This is a genomic window from Allorhizobium sp. GW101-3B10 (assembly GCF_059424725.1).
Window position 1 is genome coordinate 1,982,702 of record NZ_JBWKZR010000001.1, and the last position, 15,497, is coordinate 1,998,198.

At 63.1% G+C, this 15,497-nt stretch carries 13 protein-coding genes and 2 tRNA genes; 4 read left to right on the forward strand and 11 right to left on the reverse strand.

Annotated elements, in window-relative coordinates; genetic code table 11:
- Positions 1 to 15: 15 nt before the first annotated feature.
- Positions 16 to 1,518 carry a nucleobase:cation symporter-2 family protein gene (locus AC07Y0_RS09710; protein ID WP_498676747.1) on the reverse strand — a complete coding sequence of 501 codons (1,503 nt, stop codon included), beginning with the start codon at positions 1,516 to 1,518 and terminating at the stop codon, positions 16 to 18.
- 173 nt (positions 1,519 to 1,691) lie between these two features.
- On the opposite strand from AC07Y0_RS09710, the gene xth reads away from it, so the two are divergent.
- Positions 1,692 to 2,477, forward strand: a complete 786-nt coding sequence (gene xth / locus AC07Y0_RS09715; protein ID WP_498676750.1) for an exodeoxyribonuclease III — start codon at positions 1,692 to 1,694, stop codon at positions 2,475 to 2,477.
- A 184-nt stretch (positions 2,478 to 2,661) separates the two neighbouring features.
- Positions 2,662 to 3,309, forward strand: coding sequence for a hypothetical protein (locus tag AC07Y0_RS09720; RefSeq protein ID WP_498676754.1), 648 nt, complete (start codon positions 2,662 to 2,664; stop codon positions 3,307 to 3,309).
- A 79-nt stretch (positions 3,310 to 3,388) separates the two neighbouring features.
- Here the strand turns inward: AC07Y0_RS09720 and exoR are convergent, their stop codons facing one another.
- From exoR to AC07Y0_RS09765, 9 genes are all read right to left on the reverse strand, one after another.
- Positions 3,389 to 4,216 (reverse strand): exopolysaccharide production regulator ExoR, encoded by an 828-nt coding sequence (gene exoR / locus AC07Y0_RS09725; RefSeq protein WP_498676757.1) that lies wholly within the window; start codon positions 4,214 to 4,216, stop codon positions 3,389 to 3,391.
- 512 nt (positions 4,217 to 4,728) lie between these two features.
- Entirely contained in the window at positions 4,729 to 5,880 is a 1,152-nt protein-coding gene (locus tag AC07Y0_RS09730; protein WP_498676758.1) for an OmpP1/FadL family transporter, read from the reverse strand.
- A gap of 447 nt (positions 5,881 to 6,327) precedes the next feature.
- Positions 6,328 to 9,168 (reverse strand): valine--tRNA ligase, encoded by a 2,841-nt coding sequence (locus AC07Y0_RS09735; RefSeq protein ID WP_498676760.1) that lies wholly within the window; start codon positions 9,166 to 9,168, stop codon positions 6,328 to 6,330.
- A gap of 116 nt (positions 9,169 to 9,284) precedes the next feature.
- Positions 9,285 to 10,142 carry a PopZ family protein gene (locus AC07Y0_RS09740; RefSeq protein ID WP_498676763.1) on the reverse strand — a complete coding sequence of 286 codons (858 nt, stop codon included), beginning with the start codon at positions 10,140 to 10,142 and terminating at the stop codon, positions 9,285 to 9,287.
- A gap of 146 nt (positions 10,143 to 10,288) precedes the next feature.
- Positions 10,289 to 11,674, reverse strand: a complete 1,386-nt coding sequence (locus AC07Y0_RS09745; protein WP_498676766.1) for a TolC family outer membrane protein — start codon at positions 11,672 to 11,674, stop codon at positions 10,289 to 10,291.
- A gap of 245 nt (positions 11,675 to 11,919) precedes the next feature.
- Positions 11,920 to 12,591 carry a protein-L-isoaspartate O-methyltransferase family protein gene (locus AC07Y0_RS09750; protein ID WP_498676769.1) on the reverse strand — a complete coding sequence of 224 codons (672 nt, stop codon included), beginning with the start codon at positions 12,589 to 12,591 and terminating at the stop codon, positions 11,920 to 11,922.
- Between the two features lie 143 nt (positions 12,592 to 12,734).
- Positions 12,735 to 13,064: a hypothetical protein gene (locus AC07Y0_RS09755; protein WP_498676772.1), complete on the reverse strand. Its 330-nt coding sequence runs from the start codon at positions 13,062 to 13,064 to the stop codon at positions 12,735 to 12,737.
- Between the two features lie 162 nt (positions 13,065 to 13,226).
- Positions 13,227 to 13,300, reverse strand: a tRNA-Cys gene (locus tag AC07Y0_RS09760).
- A 141-nt stretch (positions 13,301 to 13,441) separates the two neighbouring features.
- Positions 13,442 to 13,729, reverse strand: a complete 288-nt coding sequence (locus AC07Y0_RS09765) for a hypothetical protein (protein WP_498676773.1) — start codon at positions 13,727 to 13,729, stop codon at positions 13,442 to 13,444.
- A 161-nt stretch (positions 13,730 to 13,890) separates the two neighbouring features.
- On the opposite strand from AC07Y0_RS09765, the gene AC07Y0_RS09770 reads away from it, so the two are divergent.
- Positions 13,891 to 13,965, forward strand: a tRNA-Asn gene (locus tag AC07Y0_RS09770).
- Positions 13,966 to 14,289: 324 nt separating this feature from the next.
- Here AC07Y0_RS09770 and AC07Y0_RS09775 read toward each other — a convergent pair.
- Complete coding sequence (locus AC07Y0_RS09775) at positions 14,290 to 15,120, reverse strand: hypothetical protein (protein ID WP_498676775.1); 831 nt, start codon at positions 15,118 to 15,120, stop codon at positions 14,290 to 14,292.
- A gap of 144 nt (positions 15,121 to 15,264) precedes the next feature.
- Here AC07Y0_RS09775 and AC07Y0_RS09780 point away from each other — a divergent pair, with 144 nt between their 5' ends.
- Positions 15,265 to 15,489 (forward strand): hypothetical protein, encoded by a 225-nt coding sequence (locus AC07Y0_RS09780; RefSeq protein ID WP_498676777.1) that lies wholly within the window; start codon positions 15,265 to 15,267, stop codon positions 15,487 to 15,489.
- The last annotated feature ends 8 nt before the right edge of the window (positions 15,490 to 15,497 follow it).

Below are 15,497 nucleotides of genomic sequence, written 5' to 3' on the forward strand. Positions count from 1 at the left end.
CCGGCCGTTTCGTATTCAATGACCGCCATCGGCAGCCAGCGCCGCGTCACGGACCTCCGCCTCCGAGGTCATTGAGGCCCCGTTGAAGAAGATGTTGAGCAGCACCGCCGCGATCGAGGCCAGCAGGATGCCGGAGTCGATCAGCGGATGGATGCCGTGCGGCATCCATTGCTTGAAGTTCGGCGCAACCAGCGGAATCATCCCGAAACCGATCGACACTGCGACAATGAAGAGATTGTTGCGGGTCGACTTGAAGTCGACGGACGAGAGAATGCGGATGCCGGTTGCCGCGACCATGCCGAACATGACCAGACCGGCGCCGCCGAGAACCACCGTCGGCAGCGATTCGACGAGGGCGGCCATCTTCGGCAGCAGGCCCAGCACCACGAGAATGATCCCGCCGATCACGCAGACGAAGCGTGAGCGCACGCCCGTCACGCCGACCAGGCCGACATTCTGCGAGAAACTCGTATAGGGAAACGTGTTGAAGACCCCGCCGATCAAGGTGCCCAGACCGTCGGTGCGCAGGCCCGCGGCAAGCATCGGTCGCGTGACGGTCTTGCCCGTCATGTCCCCGAGCGCCAGGAACATGCCGGTCGACTCGATCATCACCACCACCATGACGATCGTCATGGTGACAATCAGGACCGGATCGAAGGTCGGCACACCGAAATGGAAGGGCATGATCGGTGCGAACCAGGCGGCACTCGCCACCTTGTCGAAATGCATCATACCCGCGGCAGCCGCGACGATCCCGCCAATGACAATGCCGAGGAGAACCGAGATGTTGGCGACGAAACCCTTGGCAAACCGGGCGATGAGCAGGATCGACACAAGAACGATCGCCGAGACTGCGATGCCCGAAAGCGGCGCATAGGCCGCGTTCGGCACGCTCGGTGCGAGCGCGAGCTTGGCCGGAATCTCGGGAATACCCCCCGCCCCCGTCGCGGCCAGCGCCCGCACATCCTCGAGCCACTTGGCATGGGCCGGGTCGAGAATGCTCGGCGCCGTCGGCCCGACGGGATTGCCGAAGATCCAGCTGATGCCGATGCGCATCAGCGACACGCCGATCACGAGAATGATCGTGCCGGTCACCACGGGCGGAAAGAATCGCAGCAGGCGGCTGACCAGCGGCGCGATCAGGATGCCGACAAGGCCGGCGCCGATGATCGAGCCGAAGATCAGGCGTGCGCCGTCCGGTCCGCCGTTGACGTTGGCCATGGAAACCATGGGGCCGACCGAGGCGAAGGTCACGCCCATCATGACGGGCAGCCGGATCCCGAACCACTGCGTGAGCCCGAACGACTGGATGAGCGTGACGATCCCGCAGGCGAAGAGATCGGCGGAGATGAGGAAGGCGACGTCTTCCGGTGGCAGCTTGAGCGCGCGTCCGACGATGAGCGGTACGGCAATCGCCCCGGCATACATGACGAGAACATGCTGGAGGCCGAGTGCGGCAAGCCGCGAAAGCGGCAGCACCTCGTCGACCGGGTGGGTCTTGGTTGTATTTTCAGACATTGAGCTGGTCCCCTTTTCTTGATGCGCGGACCCGCCCTCCCCAACAGGCCGCATCGAAAGAATGATGCGCAAAACCATGAGTTGTCAAAGTGCCGCGGACGAAAAGCCGGCAAAAGCCGATGGCAAAACCCGCGCCATCGGCTATGTAGAGGCAAGACGAAAGGGTGGATGCCATGAAGATCGCGACCTGGAACATCAATGGCGTCAAGGCACGCATCGCCAATCTCTGCGAATGGCTGAAGAGCTCGGCGCCGGACGTCGTCTGCCTGCAGGAAATTAAATCCGTCGACGACGGCTTTCCGCGGCTCGAGATCGAGGCGCTCGGCTACCATGTCGAGACGCACGGCCAGAAGGGCTTCAACGGCGTGGCGATCCTCTCCAAGGCCAAGCCCGACGAGGTCAACCGCGGCCTGCCGGGCGACGATGGCGACGAGCAGGCGCGCTTCATCGAGGCCGTGTTTTCCGTCGAGCGCGGCATCGTGCGGATCTGCTCGCTCTACCTGCCGAACGGCAACCCGCCGGACGATCCGGTCAAGTACCCCTACAAGCTCGCCTGGATGGAACGGCTGCAAGCCTTCACCGAGAGCCGGCTGGCGCTCGAAGAGCCGCTCATCCTTGCCGGCGACTACAACGTCATCCCCGAACCGCACGACTGCCGCGATCCGCGGCTGTGGGAAGGCGATGCCCTCTTCCTACCGAGGACCCGCCAGTCGTTCCGCCGGCTGGAAAATCTCGGCCTGACCGATGCCGTGCGTGCCACTAGCGACGACCCGCTTCTCTACACCTTCTGGGACTATCAGGCCGGAGCCTGGCAGAAGAACAACGGCATCCGCATCGACCACCTGATGCTGTCGCCGGAGGCCAGCGACCGGCTGCTGTCGGCGTCGATCGAAAAGCATGTCCGCAGCTGGGAAAAACCGTCCGACCACGTCCCGGTCGCCGCCGTCTTCGCCTTCTGAGCGGCGCTCGAGCGCACCACAGGTGTAACCCGCGCGCCATGCCTGCCGGAACAATGGCAAGGTCTGAGCAAGTCGCCGAGGCTAGTTGTCGGTACGAGCCTCTGCGGGAGCGGCCCTTAGATCGAACGGCGGACAGTCCTGTCTGCCTCCATCCCGCCGGCGACGAATAACGCGGGATATTTCAATGGTTTCATCTATCAATTCTGCACAGCTTGCGAGCACCCAGATCTTCCTCAGGGTCCTGAAGGAAGAAAGTCAGGCCAGCGGTGGCAGCTCCAGCGGCAATGACGACTATTATGCCTCGGCCCTCGACGGCCTGATGCGCGACTACGGCCAGGACGACGGCTCCGACAGCGAGACCTATGACACCAGCCTGCTGCGCGCGATCGGCGCCGCCGGCGGCGCGGACGACGGCACCGAAGAAGAGGCGCCGATCTCGGACGACATCCAGACCGCCTCCTTCATGAAGGGCCTGAAGGCCAAGCTCGAGGAGATGAAGAGCTCGGGCGACGGGGCGCTGAAGGCGAAGGAAATGCTGGCGGCGCTCGAGGCCGGCACGCTCACCGTCACCGACGCCGTCAACGGCCGCAAGATCAAGGCCTGGGACGCCGCGGATGACAAGGCCAACCGGACCGCCGAGCAGACCAGCCGCAGCGACTGGTCCAGCTTCCTGAAGACCCAGCTCAGCCGCGACAAGGGCGGCGGCTACGAACTGACCAAGGCCGGCGCACACATCGACAAGGCGAGCGGAGAGAGCGCCAGCCTGGTGACGGTCGACGGCACCTATGTCTATGTGACGTGGCCGGCGACGACGGCCGGCAGCGCTGCCTGACGATCCGCCAAAAACGCCGAAGGCGCCCGAGCGGCGCCTTCACCGATCCCTGGACGTCCGGCGTCTCGCCGGTCTTTGGTCATTCGGTCTGGCTGTAGACCTGCGGTGCCAGGGCGACGGCCACGCGGCGGTCTTCCTCGTTGGCGATCGAGAAGGCCTGTTCCTGCAGTTCCTGCATCCAGCCGCAATCCTTGGGCGGACAATTGTCCAGCGCCGCCGTCAGGAAGGCGAGCCCGCGCACGGTCTGCCCTTCCTGGAAGAGCACGTTGCCGAACACCGACATGGCGCCGGGATGGCCGCTCTTGCGGGCCAGATTGAGCCATTTCTTGGCCTGCTGGACATTGCTCTTGCCGCCCTCGCCGGCCAGGATCATGCGCGCCAGCTGGAACTGTGCTTCCGGCACGCCGAAGGTCGAGGCGGCCTGGAAATAGAGCTGGCGGGCCTGGGTCAGGTCGCTGGCCACCGGGCTGCCGGGAATGCCCTGGCGGTAGTAGCGGGCGAGCGACAGCAGCGCGTTGACGAAGAAGCCGGTATCCTCGGAACCGGGCTCGACGCCCTGGCTGGCGATCTCGGCATAGATCTTGAAGGCTTCGAAATCATCCTCGACCACGCCGTCGCCGTCCGCATACATGTTGGCGAGCGCCCAGCGCGAACCGGTATGGCCCTTCTCGGCGGCATAGCGGTAGGCTTCGACGGCATCCTGCTTCTGACCGTTCTTGTAGGCCTTGAAGCCGAACTTGAAGAGGTCGAAGGGGCCGGATTCCTTGCTCACGCCCGAATTGATATCGAAGGCGTGTCCGGCGGTGCCCGTCATGACGAACAGGAACGCGGAGAGAAGCAATGTCGCCGGAGACTTCCAGTCTGTTGTCTGCATAATTCCGTATTTCTTCCACAACACCGCAGACATCAGCCGATCCATCCGTTCGACACAGAAGGCATAGCCTTGCCTGTAAGACATTTCACCGCAAAACCGTGAATAACCGGTTCATCGCTCCGCCACGATCGGGTGCCCGTCGCCTTGCCGAGGGCACTCTCTTCATGAGCGGCGACTAAAACGAGCCTAGGAGAGCTTTCAGGCAAGACTGCGACTATTGCCGATTTCCCGCGGCCGGACACGCCGTTCGGCGCCCCCGAAACTGCGGGCACGCCCGCTGCGGTTGATTTCTGGAGATAATTCCCGACGACCTGCCCCATGCCCACTCACGCCACGCCTACTCGAAACGACACCCTACGTTTCATGCAATGATCGCTGCGCTTCGTTTGTGGCGGGAAATGGACAAAATTGGCCGCTGGGCGCGGTGCCAGCGAGGATTCAATTTCTGTTGCAAATCCGTCACATTCTCGCGAGCAGCCCTCACCCCAAACGAAAAGAGCCCGGCATGCCGGGCTCCCTCGTCAGGTCTCTTCGATCGGTCGATCTTAGAAGGTGATGCGGTAGTTCGCCGAAACGGCATAGGCCCAGTCGCCATCAGCCGTTGCGTTGTAGACGGCGTCGTCTGCGGTCGACTGGCTGCCTTCGGTCAGGTAGCTGACGGCACCGCCGAAGCGCAGTTCGCCCGGGCCGGCCTTGACCGAAACGCCAGCGCCGAAGGTCCAGGTGTCGGAGTAGATGTCAGCGCCCGTACCGACACCGCTATCCCACATGACGTTGACCGTACCTGCAATCTTCTCGTTGAATGCGTGCGCCACGCCCGCATTGATCGTCCAGCCGTCCTTCCAGTTGTAGATGTCTTCCTGCGGCAGATAGCCGCCCGGGGCCATCGGATTGCCGATGCTGTAGTTCAGCGAGTCCATGACGCTCCAGTCGGTCCACTTGACCGAACCGTAGACCATCCAGCCCGGCGCGACGCCGGTCTGCAGCGACAGCTTGACGGACTGCGGCAGCGTGCCATTGCCGAAGGCGTCCTGAAGGCCGAAGGGGGCCACGGCCGGATCCCAGTCGAACGAACCGTCGTCGGCGTCGTGCTCGACGGCAGAGCGGTACATCAGCTGGGCGCGCATGGCATATTCCGGGATGTCGTAGCCGATCCCGAAGCGATAGCCGTAAGCCGAATGGTCCTGCAGATGCAGGTCGCCGGCATAGGCGTTCGCGGTGTATTCGAAGTCCTGCAGGAACACGCCACCGAGCAGGTGGACGCGGCCCTTGCCAGCCTGCATGCTCACGTCGCAGGTCGCACCGTATTCGTTGGTGATGAAGTCCTTGTGGCTCGCGCCGGAACCGCCTGCCATCAAGCTCGCCATCTGGGCCTGGGCGCCGTAGTCGGCATCCGCACCGAAGGGCTGGGTATAGGTGAAGGCGCAGGCGAAGTTGTCGCTTGCCTTGAACTTCGCTGCGATGCTGGGAATCCAGTAGGCCTGCGAGTAGTGATCGTCGGTGGCGTCGGCGCCGTTGATCGTCGCAAACTCGCGCCGCGGCGAGACGTAGACCATGCCGCCCCGCATCACGTAGTCACCATCCTCATAAAGAATGTCAGTGTCGGCCTCGCCTCGATTGAAGCCGCCCGCATGCGCAGACGTGGCCAGCGCGCTGACGCCGAGCAAACACAAAATAGCCGCCTTTTTGAGATACATTGCCATCTCTCTCCCCAATTACTGGCAAAAACTGAATTGTAGTGTAACTGCGTCGCACGGAATGACAATCTTGCGACGCCACCCCCAATCACGGGGATGTGTCTCAATTTTTACGTAAACACTCTTACGCGCACGTAAGATGCGCCATTTTCCGGATTATTTTTCCGGATTTTCGCGCCGACACCACCGCGCAATAGAACAATTTACTATTTCCCGCATTCGTCGTTGCAGGAATGCCACAAATATCAATTTGTGTGTGCAACGTCACAATGTCCGACATAGGTGAAATTGATGCCCCGGAAGCGCAAAAAAAGGCCCCGAAGGGCCTGCCGAGCGCGGATCGAATACAGTCCTAGATAGCAGGGAATCGGCGATTTGCGCCGGGAATCACCCGCGCCACGGCAGGTGAAGGCGGTGGCGACCTCCGGGGCCGCCACCGCATTGGCGTCAGCCGGCCTCGACGACCCGCTTCAGCGCGGTATCCAGGCTCGCCTTCTGCTGTTCCAGTTCCTGGTAACGCTCGCGCTCGGCGGCAACGACCTCGGGATTGGCGTTGGCGACGAACTTCTCGTTGGCGAGCTTGCCGGCGATGCGGCCCATTTCCTGCTCGACCTTGGCGATCGCCTTTTCAAGGCGCGCCTTCTCCGCCGAAAGGTCGATCAGCGCGCCGAGCGGCAGGCAGGCGGTCGCCTCGCCAACAACGATCTGCGCGGCCCCCTTCGGCGCCTCGTCGGCAAGCGCAATGCTCTCGACGCGGGCCAGGCGCTTGATCGACGCCTCGTGGTGGGCGAGCCGATCGCGCGTGACGCTGTTGGCGCCGACGACGACCAGCGGCGCGACGGCCCCCGGCGGCACGTTCATCTCGGAGCGCACCGAGCGGATGCCCGACACGAGATCGACCAGCCAGTTGATGTCCGCCGCCGCCAGTTCGTCGGCAAAGTCGGGCGCCGGCCAGGCCGCATGGCACAGCAGCGTGTCGCGCGTCTTGCCTTCGCCTGCCGTATGCGCCCACAGTTCTTCCGTCATGAACGGCATGAACGGATGCAGCAGCTTGTAGGTCTCGTCCAGCACATAGGCGGCGCAGGCCTGGGCTTCGGTCTTGGCGGCTTCGTCCTCGCCGGCAAAGACCGGCTTCAGCAGTTCGAGATACCAGTCGCAGAAGCTGTTCCAGACGAAACGGTAGAGGCTGCCGGCAGCCTCGTTGAAGCGGAAACCGGCGATCGCTTCCGTCACGTCGCGCTCGGTACGCGCCAGTTCCGTCAGGATCCAGCGGTTGATGGCGAGTGTGGTCGTTTCCGGCAGGAAGTGCGGATCGCTCTTGACCCCGTTCATCTCGGCGAAGCGCGTGGCGTTCCACAGCTTGGTGCCGAAATTGCGGTAGCCGGCGATGCGGGCCGGATCGAGCTTCACGTCGCGGCCCTGCGCCGCCATGATGGCCAGTGTGAAACGCAGCGCGTCGGCACCGTATTCGTCGATCAGTTCCAGCGGGTCGATGACGTTGCCCTTCGACTTCGACATCTTCTGGCCGTTCTTGTCGCGGACCAGCGCATGGACATAGACGGTGTGGAACGGTTCGACCGGATTGCCGGCGTCGTCCTTCATGAAGTGCAGGCCCATCATCATCATCCGCGCGACCCAGAAGAAGATGATGTCGAAACCTGTGACCAGGACGTCGGTCGGATAGTATTTCGCCAGTTCGGGCGCGTCGCCCGGCCAGCCGAGCGTGGAGAAGGGCCACAGCGCCGAGGAGAACCAGGTGTCGAGCACGTCCTCGTCACGGGTGAGGATCTCGCCGGGCGCGAAGTTCTCGAGCTTTTCCTGGACCCAGGCCTTCCACGGGCCTTCATGCGCCAGATAATGCTGGACGGCGGCGTCGAGCGCCTCTTCCTCGGTCTTCTCGACGAAGACCTGTCCGTCCGGGCCGTACCAGGCGGGAATCTGGTGTCCCCACCACAGCTGGCGGGATACGCACCAGGGCTGGATGTTCTCCATCCATTCGAAATAGGTCTTTTCCCAGTTCTTCGGCACGAACTTGGTGCGGCCGGCACGGACGCTCTCGATCGCGGGCTTCGCCAGCGTCTTGGCGTCGACATACCACTGCTCGGTCAGCCGCGGCTCGATCGGTACGCCTCCACGGTCGCCATGCGGCACCATGTGCTTGTGCGGTTCGATCTTCTCGACCAGGCCTTCGGCCTCGAGAATCTCGACGATCTTCTTGCGGGCGGCGAAGCGGTCCATGCCCTCGAGTTCGCTCCAGACCATTTCCTGTTCGCGGTTGGGCGACAGGCCTTCGAGGAAATCCTCGTCGCCGACGATGGCGATCCGGCCTTCGACGGTCAGCACGTTGATGGCGCGCAGCCCTGCCCGCTTGCCGACCTCGAAGTCGTTGAAGTCGTGGGCCGGCGTCATCTTGACGGCACCGGTGCCCGCGGTCGGGTCCGGATACTCGTCGGCGACGATCGGGATCTTGCGGCCGACGATCGGCAGGATGACATGCTTGCCGACGATCGCCTTGTAGCGCTCGTCGTCGGGATGCACGGCAATGCCGGTGTCGCCGAGCATGGTTTCGGGACGCGTGGTGGCGACGACCAGATAATCGCGCGTCTCGTATTCGGTCGGCTTGCCCTCTTCGTCAAAAGCGACCGGATGCTGATAGGTCACGCCCTCTTCCAGCGGATAGCGCAGATGCCAGAGATTGCCGTTGACCTCGACCTGCTCGACCTCCAGATCGGAGATCGCCGTCAGGAGCTTCGGGTCCCAGTTGACGAGCCGCTTGTCCTTGTAGATCAGGCCATCCTTGTAGAGCGAGACGAAGACTTCGAGAACGGCTTCGGACAGGCCCTCGTCCATGGTGAAGCGCTCGCGCGACCAGTCGCAGGAGGCGCCGAGGCGCTTCAGCTGGTTGAAGATCAGGCCACCGGATTCGTCCTTCCATTCCCAGACCTTCTCGATGAAGGCCTCGCGTCCCATCTCGCGCCGGTGCTGCTGGCTTTCCATCAGCTTGCGCTCGACCACCATCTGGGTGGCGATGCCGGCATGGTCCATGCCCGGCTGCCACAGCACGTCCTTGCCGCGCATCCGCTCGAAGCGGATCATGATGTCCTGCAGCGTATTGTTGAGCGCATGGCCCATGTGCAGCGAACCGGTGACGTTCGGCGGCGGGATGACGATGGTGAACGTGTCCTCGCCGGGCTGAGCGTTGGCGCCGGCGCGAAACGCGTCCGCCTCTTCCCAGGCCTTGGCGATTTTCGGTTCGACGGCGGCGGAATCGTAGGTCTTTTCGAGCATTTTGGACCACACTTCGGGGTTCTTGTTGCAGCTTGGTAAATAGGATGGCCGATTGTGAGTCAATAAAAAAGCCGCCCCGGCGACGGAGCGGCCCATGTGCCGGGATGTGCCTGAAATCAGCGGCGCGGACCGCGCGCCACCCGTTCGATTTCTTCCCGCACGAGGCGTTCGACCAGCGTCGGCAGGTTGTCGTCCAGCCATTCCTGCAGCATCGGCCGGAGCATGTCCTCGGCCATCTCGTCGAGCGAGCGACGCTGCTGGCCGTCGATGGCGGCGGCCAGTTCTCCGAACGAGCGCGACACCTGCTCGATCGTCGCGGCAGAGACGAGCGCCTTGAGGTCCTGGCCGGCCTCTGCGCGGGCCGGCTCAGTGGCGGAGATGGGTTCGGGAGCGGCAGGGGCCTGCTGCGCAAACGAGGTCGCGGCCTCGACATCCGCCATGGCGGCGGCTTCGAATTCCTCGTCGTCGACCGCGGCTTCGGGCTGCTGCAGGATCGGCATCTCGGCCCGCGGTTCGGCCTGGCGCGGCATCGCGGCGCGCAACTCCGCCATGCGGCTGGTCATCATCGGGCTTTCGGCGCGCGGCGCCGGCGCAGAGACCTCGGCGGCAGCGACCGCCGAAAGAACCGGGCGCTCGACCCGCTCGGACGCCGAGCGAACCCGTGCGGCGAGATCGGCAAGCGAGATGTTGCGGGACTTTTCCGGATCGGCGGCCACCGAAGCGGCAATGGCTGCGGCGGCATTCGCGGGACCGCTGTCGTTCGCCGCCACCATTTCGGCGGCCGCATACGTGTCCTCTTCGTCGATGGTCAGGCGGATGTCGGTGTCGATCTCGTCCTCGTCGTCGCCGTAGACCGGAGGAAGCGTGGAGGAAACCGATTGGCTGCCGCCCGGGTCATTGCTTTCGATGATCCGGCGGATCGAGGCCAGGATCTCTTCCATGGACGGTTCACGCGCTACACTTGGCTGGGCCATATTCATCCCCGTTGATCCCCGATAAGCGGCCTGCGGCGAAAAGCCGGACCGATTTCGAATCACCTTAGGATACTCGCTCGTTGAAAAAAATCACGCCGGACCAACTAATTCCGACTGGTACACAGCTTTGTTGGACGGTCGGACAATTACCGGCCATCCACCGTGCGCAGGCCGAACCAGGCGTCCTTGACCGCCTCGTAATGGTCCTCGGAGCGGTATTCCGCCACGTCCAGACCCTGGCTCTGGATGGTCAGCCGGCCGGAGGCGGCGAGAACACTGTAGCTCGCCACGACCGAATTGCGCTGGTAGCTGACAAGGCTCTCCTTGGCGTCCAGCACGGTCTGCTGGGCGTTGAGCACGTCGAGCGTGGTCTTCTGGCCGACATTGCGCTCCTCGATCACGCCCTGCAGCGCCAGATTGGCGGCGGAGAGCTGCTTGCGGGCAGCTGAAATGGCCGAGATGGCCGCTTCCATCTGCGCATAGGCGGAGGTTACCTGCTGCTGCACGCTGGCACGGGCGGAATCCACCTTGATGCGCTGTTCGCCGAGCGTTTCCTTGGCCTTGCGGATGTTGCCGTATTCGGCCCCGCCCTGATAGATCGGAATCTTCAGCTGGGCCGAGATGGTGGCGGAGGTCGCGTCCGAGTTCGAAAAGGACGGCGGCTCGTTGGTCCAGTTGCGCGCGACATTGCCCTGGATGACGACGCCCGGCAAAAGCGTGCCCTCGGCGGACTTCACCTGATAGCCGGCAGCGTCGACGGCGTGCAGCGAGGCCAGCACGAAGGGATGCTCGCGGATGCCGATGGCAACCGCCGCATCGACGCTCGGCGGAAGGGCCTTGTTCGCGGGCGCCGGCTGCTTGATCCCCTTCGGCGCCTCGCCGACCACCTGCACATAGGTCGCCTCGCTCTGCTTCAGCTGCGCGATCGCGGCGGCGAGCAGCGCCTGCGAACCGGCGAGCTGGGCCTCGGCCTGGCTGACATCGGTGCGGGTCCCCTCGCCCACTTCCAGGCGGGCATTGGCGGCGTTCAGCTGTTCCTGGAGGAAGGCCAGGTTCTGCTTGCGGATCACCACGATCTGCTGGTCGCGTGCCACGTCGGCATAGGCCTGGGCGGCGGCGAGCAGGATGGAGATTTCCTGGGCACGCAGGCTTTCGCGGCTGGCATAGACACCGGCCTCGGCGGCGCGAACATTGTTCAGCGTCTGGAAGCCATCGAAGATCTGCTGGGTGATCGAAATGCCGACACTTTGGGTATTATAGCCGAAATCCGGGGCGGGCGGCGAGGTGATGTCGCTGACGCCGATGGTGCTGGCCGAAGCGGAGCCGAAAATCTGCGGCCTCATACCCGCCTTGGCGATGGTGACGTTCTCGTCGGTGGCGCGCAGCGCAGCTCGCACCGCGTTGAGATCCGGATTGTTCTCGTAGGCCTTGGCCATGGCGCCGGACAGTGTCTCGGCCGATACCTGGCCGGACAACATGATGAGCATGGGCGCGACTGCGGCTGCGAGAGCGGTTTTCCGAATGATCGACACGAGTCACTCCACATCTAGCTGAGGCCGCTCATCTGCGCATGAAGCCCTCGGAACAACGCATGTGCGGATGCGTTAACGATTCATGACACTAGATGACCCGGTGCGGCTTCGGCTGCAATGGCAAGGCCGGTCCGCGACCGCGAAACCACCGCGCCGTTGCCCAACGGCAACATTTTCATTAGCAATTGATTAAATCAATTCCGGATACTTTGCCACCCCGGAAAATATGCCGCTGGCCCGATCGCTCAGAATACGAACTCGGCCGCCTTTCGGAAGCCCGGCAGCGGCTTCAGCGCCGCATTGAAGAACTCCGTGAACGAGGTGTTGCCAGCGTGGCGGATGTAGACGCGGGCGCGGGCCGCATTGCCGTAGCCGACGACGGCGACCAGGCGGCCGCCTTCGCGCAGCTGGTCGAGCAGGGCCTGCGGGATTTCCTCGACGGCACCGTTGATGAAGATCAGGTCGTAAGGCGCTTCGGCCGCATAACCCTTCTCCAGCTCGCCGGTGACGACGGCGACATTGTCGTAGCCGAGGTCGGCAAGCGTCGCGGTCGCCTTGGCGGCCAGCGATTCGTCGCATTCGACGGCGACCACCGAACCGGAGATCTGTGACAAGATAGCGGCCGTATAGCCGGCGCCGCAGCCGATTTCCAGAACCAGGTCGTCCTTGGTGATGGCGCCGAGCTGCATCAGCTTGGCGAGCGGCGACGGTTCCATGATGTAGCGCGCCGGCTGGCCGTTCGCGGCTTCCGCGATCTGCATGTCCTCGTCGATATAGGCGAGCGGACGCCGGTTTTCCGGGACGAAAGCCTCGCGCGGCACCGAGAGGAATGCATTCAGCACCGAATGCGACGTGACGTCGGTCGTGCGAATCTGGTTGTCCACCATCTTGATGCGTGCTGCGGCAAAATCCATCATGTCAGTCGTCCCACTTCCGGCCGGTTTGTGTCAGCTGTCTTAATTGGCCGCAGGACGGCTTTCAAGAAGAGTCGTGGCGATGGGAACAGAATATCGCCACGACGAAGGTCGGGCGGATAGGCCGGCCCGTTTCGCGCTAGGCGTCATTCCTCGATGGTGTAGACGTCCGACTCGCAGAAATCGACCTTGTTGGTCACATCGTAGAAGCTGTTGTCCTCGAACACCGCCCGGGTGGTGTAGACGCAGGCATCGCCGTCGTCGGCAAGGATGAGGCTGCGCGACTTGCCGGCCCACAGGCCCCTCTTGTTCAAAAGCTCGACGCGCTTGCCATTGCCGCCGACCGGCGTCGCGTAGAACTTGACGATCATGGAGGACGTCTTGTTCTCAAGCTTGAACGTGAGGTTTTCGGCGCTGGCCGCGACAGGGGCAAGAACGGCGGCGGCGATCAGGGCGAAAGAAGCGAAACGGCGCATGGATGGGCTCCTCCAGTGTGATGATGGAGCCGCTTTAGCGGAGCGCCCGGCGCGTGCAACGGGCCGGATCGGCCAAATTTGTGCCTATGTCGCCGCGAAGGGCGATCGGTCCGGTTTTGGCCGCTGAACCCGGACAGAATATCTTGTCGGAAGGGGAAAGAGTGGAGGCCTCGCCCGGAATCGAACCGGGGTGCAAGGATTTGCAGTCCTCTGCGTAACCACTCCGCCACGAGGCCGTCCGTATGCTTAAAAAGCGAGTGGTGGGCGGCGTTTAGAACGGATCGAGAAGGAGCGCAAGGGGCTTGCCGCCTTCGCCCTCGAATTTTTGCGGATGGCGCATCCCAAGAGCTCGCCGAGGCGCGTCGCCGATGCCCGGCTCAGTGCTTGCCGGCGCGGTTGACCGTGGGGTAGCGCTTGCGCCACCAGATCGCCATGCGGCGACGGCGCCTTCGCACCGGAGCCAGATCGTGGGAGAGGACGAAAAGGCCGAGGGGCACCATCCAGAATCCCAGAACCGGCAGGAATCCGAGCAGACCGCCGCCGACCAGCGCGGAGCCGGTGGCCACGCGTCCGAGCTTGCTGCGGGGAAACGGCAGTTCGAAGCGGCCGAGCACGATGCGTCCGCGCTTGGCGTCGATATAGTGTTTGCGTTTGGGCGTCGTCATGCAAATCCCTTGCGAATCCGGGCCTCCGGCTCGCTTTTCGATCCGCCAGAAGATGGGATCCCCACAGGATAAAACAAGCGTGTCACATTTTTTTTGAAAAATCGCTTGGCAAATCGACCGGGCATTTGTATTACCCCGCTCACACCGCCGCAAGCGGCTGTTCCCTGGTAGCTCAGCGGTAGAGCATTCGACTGTTAATCGACAGGTCGCCGGTTCGAATCCGGCCCGGGGAGCCATTTTTTCAGTAAAAGCCCGCCTTCGTTGAGAAATCCGAGGGTGGGCTTTTCTGTCCCCACATTTGGCAGCCCTACACCGCCCTGCCCTGCAAGCGTTCTGACGTCCTTCCGGCGCTGCGGCAATGGGTTACGACCGAAGGGGGGCCGGCAGGGCGATTCGGCCAAGCCGAATTTCACGACCGGAACGCCTTTCGGAGCTCAGGCTCAACATTCGCCCGAGCTCTCCGGTCGGATGCGGTATTGGCCATCACCTGGCGGACCGCACGGTCGCCGAAGCGGAATTCGATCAACAGGTGGCGACACTCCCTGACCAGCGTCCAACCGTCAGCGCCGACTGTAGCGGCGATGACGTTCACGTCGCGGACCGCCCCCGCCTTCATGCTGCGAAGACCGGCGCCAGCGCCCCGAAAGCCCGCGCGTCGTATTCCCTGCCGCGTACCAGTTCAGCCGGAATTCCGCACGGTCGATTCCGCTGGTGCGCTCCAGATACTGAACCAATCCAACGGCCAGCCTCTCCATGCGATCAAGCCGCTGTTCCGTTTCGTAGTCGGATTCGTCGTCGCCCATTTGGTCGATGTCGCCGCGCAATCGCTGTGCGAAGTAGAGTGCAGCCTCCGGCGAGCCCACTGGGTGAAATGACACCTCTTCGCGCAGTGCCTCGATGCGGGCAGACTGGACGCGCTCGGCGCGATCGTCGCCATCGGCTTCCGCCACGTCGTGCGCCTTTGCGGCCCGGTGAAACTGGCGAACCAACTGAGTCGCCACATGATAGGCATTGCTTATGGTCGGCAATATCCAAGGCGCCGGCTGTCCGGTGATTTTCTTCACGGCGGCGAGAACGGCCGCGTCAAGGTCACTGAGGACGAGATAATCAGCCGACGTCGCTGACGCACCCGCCGATAACTCGTTGAGATTGCCGCAGAAAACGCGCGCCTGATCGAAACGGCGCGCGTGCTGAATTTTGGACAGTTTGGCTGAGAGAACAATCTTTTCAGGAAACCCCAATTTCTTGGGATAAGAAAATGCGCGACAACCTGCGACACTACCCGCGCCGGCCACCCTAGCCCCCAAAGCCCCAGCCGGCCCATGGCGCCCTGCCGACCGATCGTTCGGCGGGGCGTTTTCTTTCTCGTTGGCTTCGGACAGGGGAGCCATCTCATTCAAAGGCCTGCGCTGAACGAGCGCGGGCCTTTTCGTTTCTGGCGCCCCTCCCCTCCGCTCTGGCCCGGTCGCGAAACCCGCTCTTCATTTTTGCCTGCTATCAAACCCGAATATTGATCGCATCGGGAGAAAATACATATGTGGCTCCAGCTTCATGACGGGGACGGTTTCCCTTTCTTCGTGAACATGGACAATGTCGTCGATTTCCGCTGGTACGAGCGGGAAAAGTACACCTGCCTTCTGACCACGGCACCGGTGGCCGAAAAGCTGCACCGTCTTTATGTCCGGGAAAGCGCCGCAGAGATCATGCAGATGATCAAGGGCGAGACCAGATCGTCGCCGAAGATCGCAGCCGCCTCCTGACGCCGGAA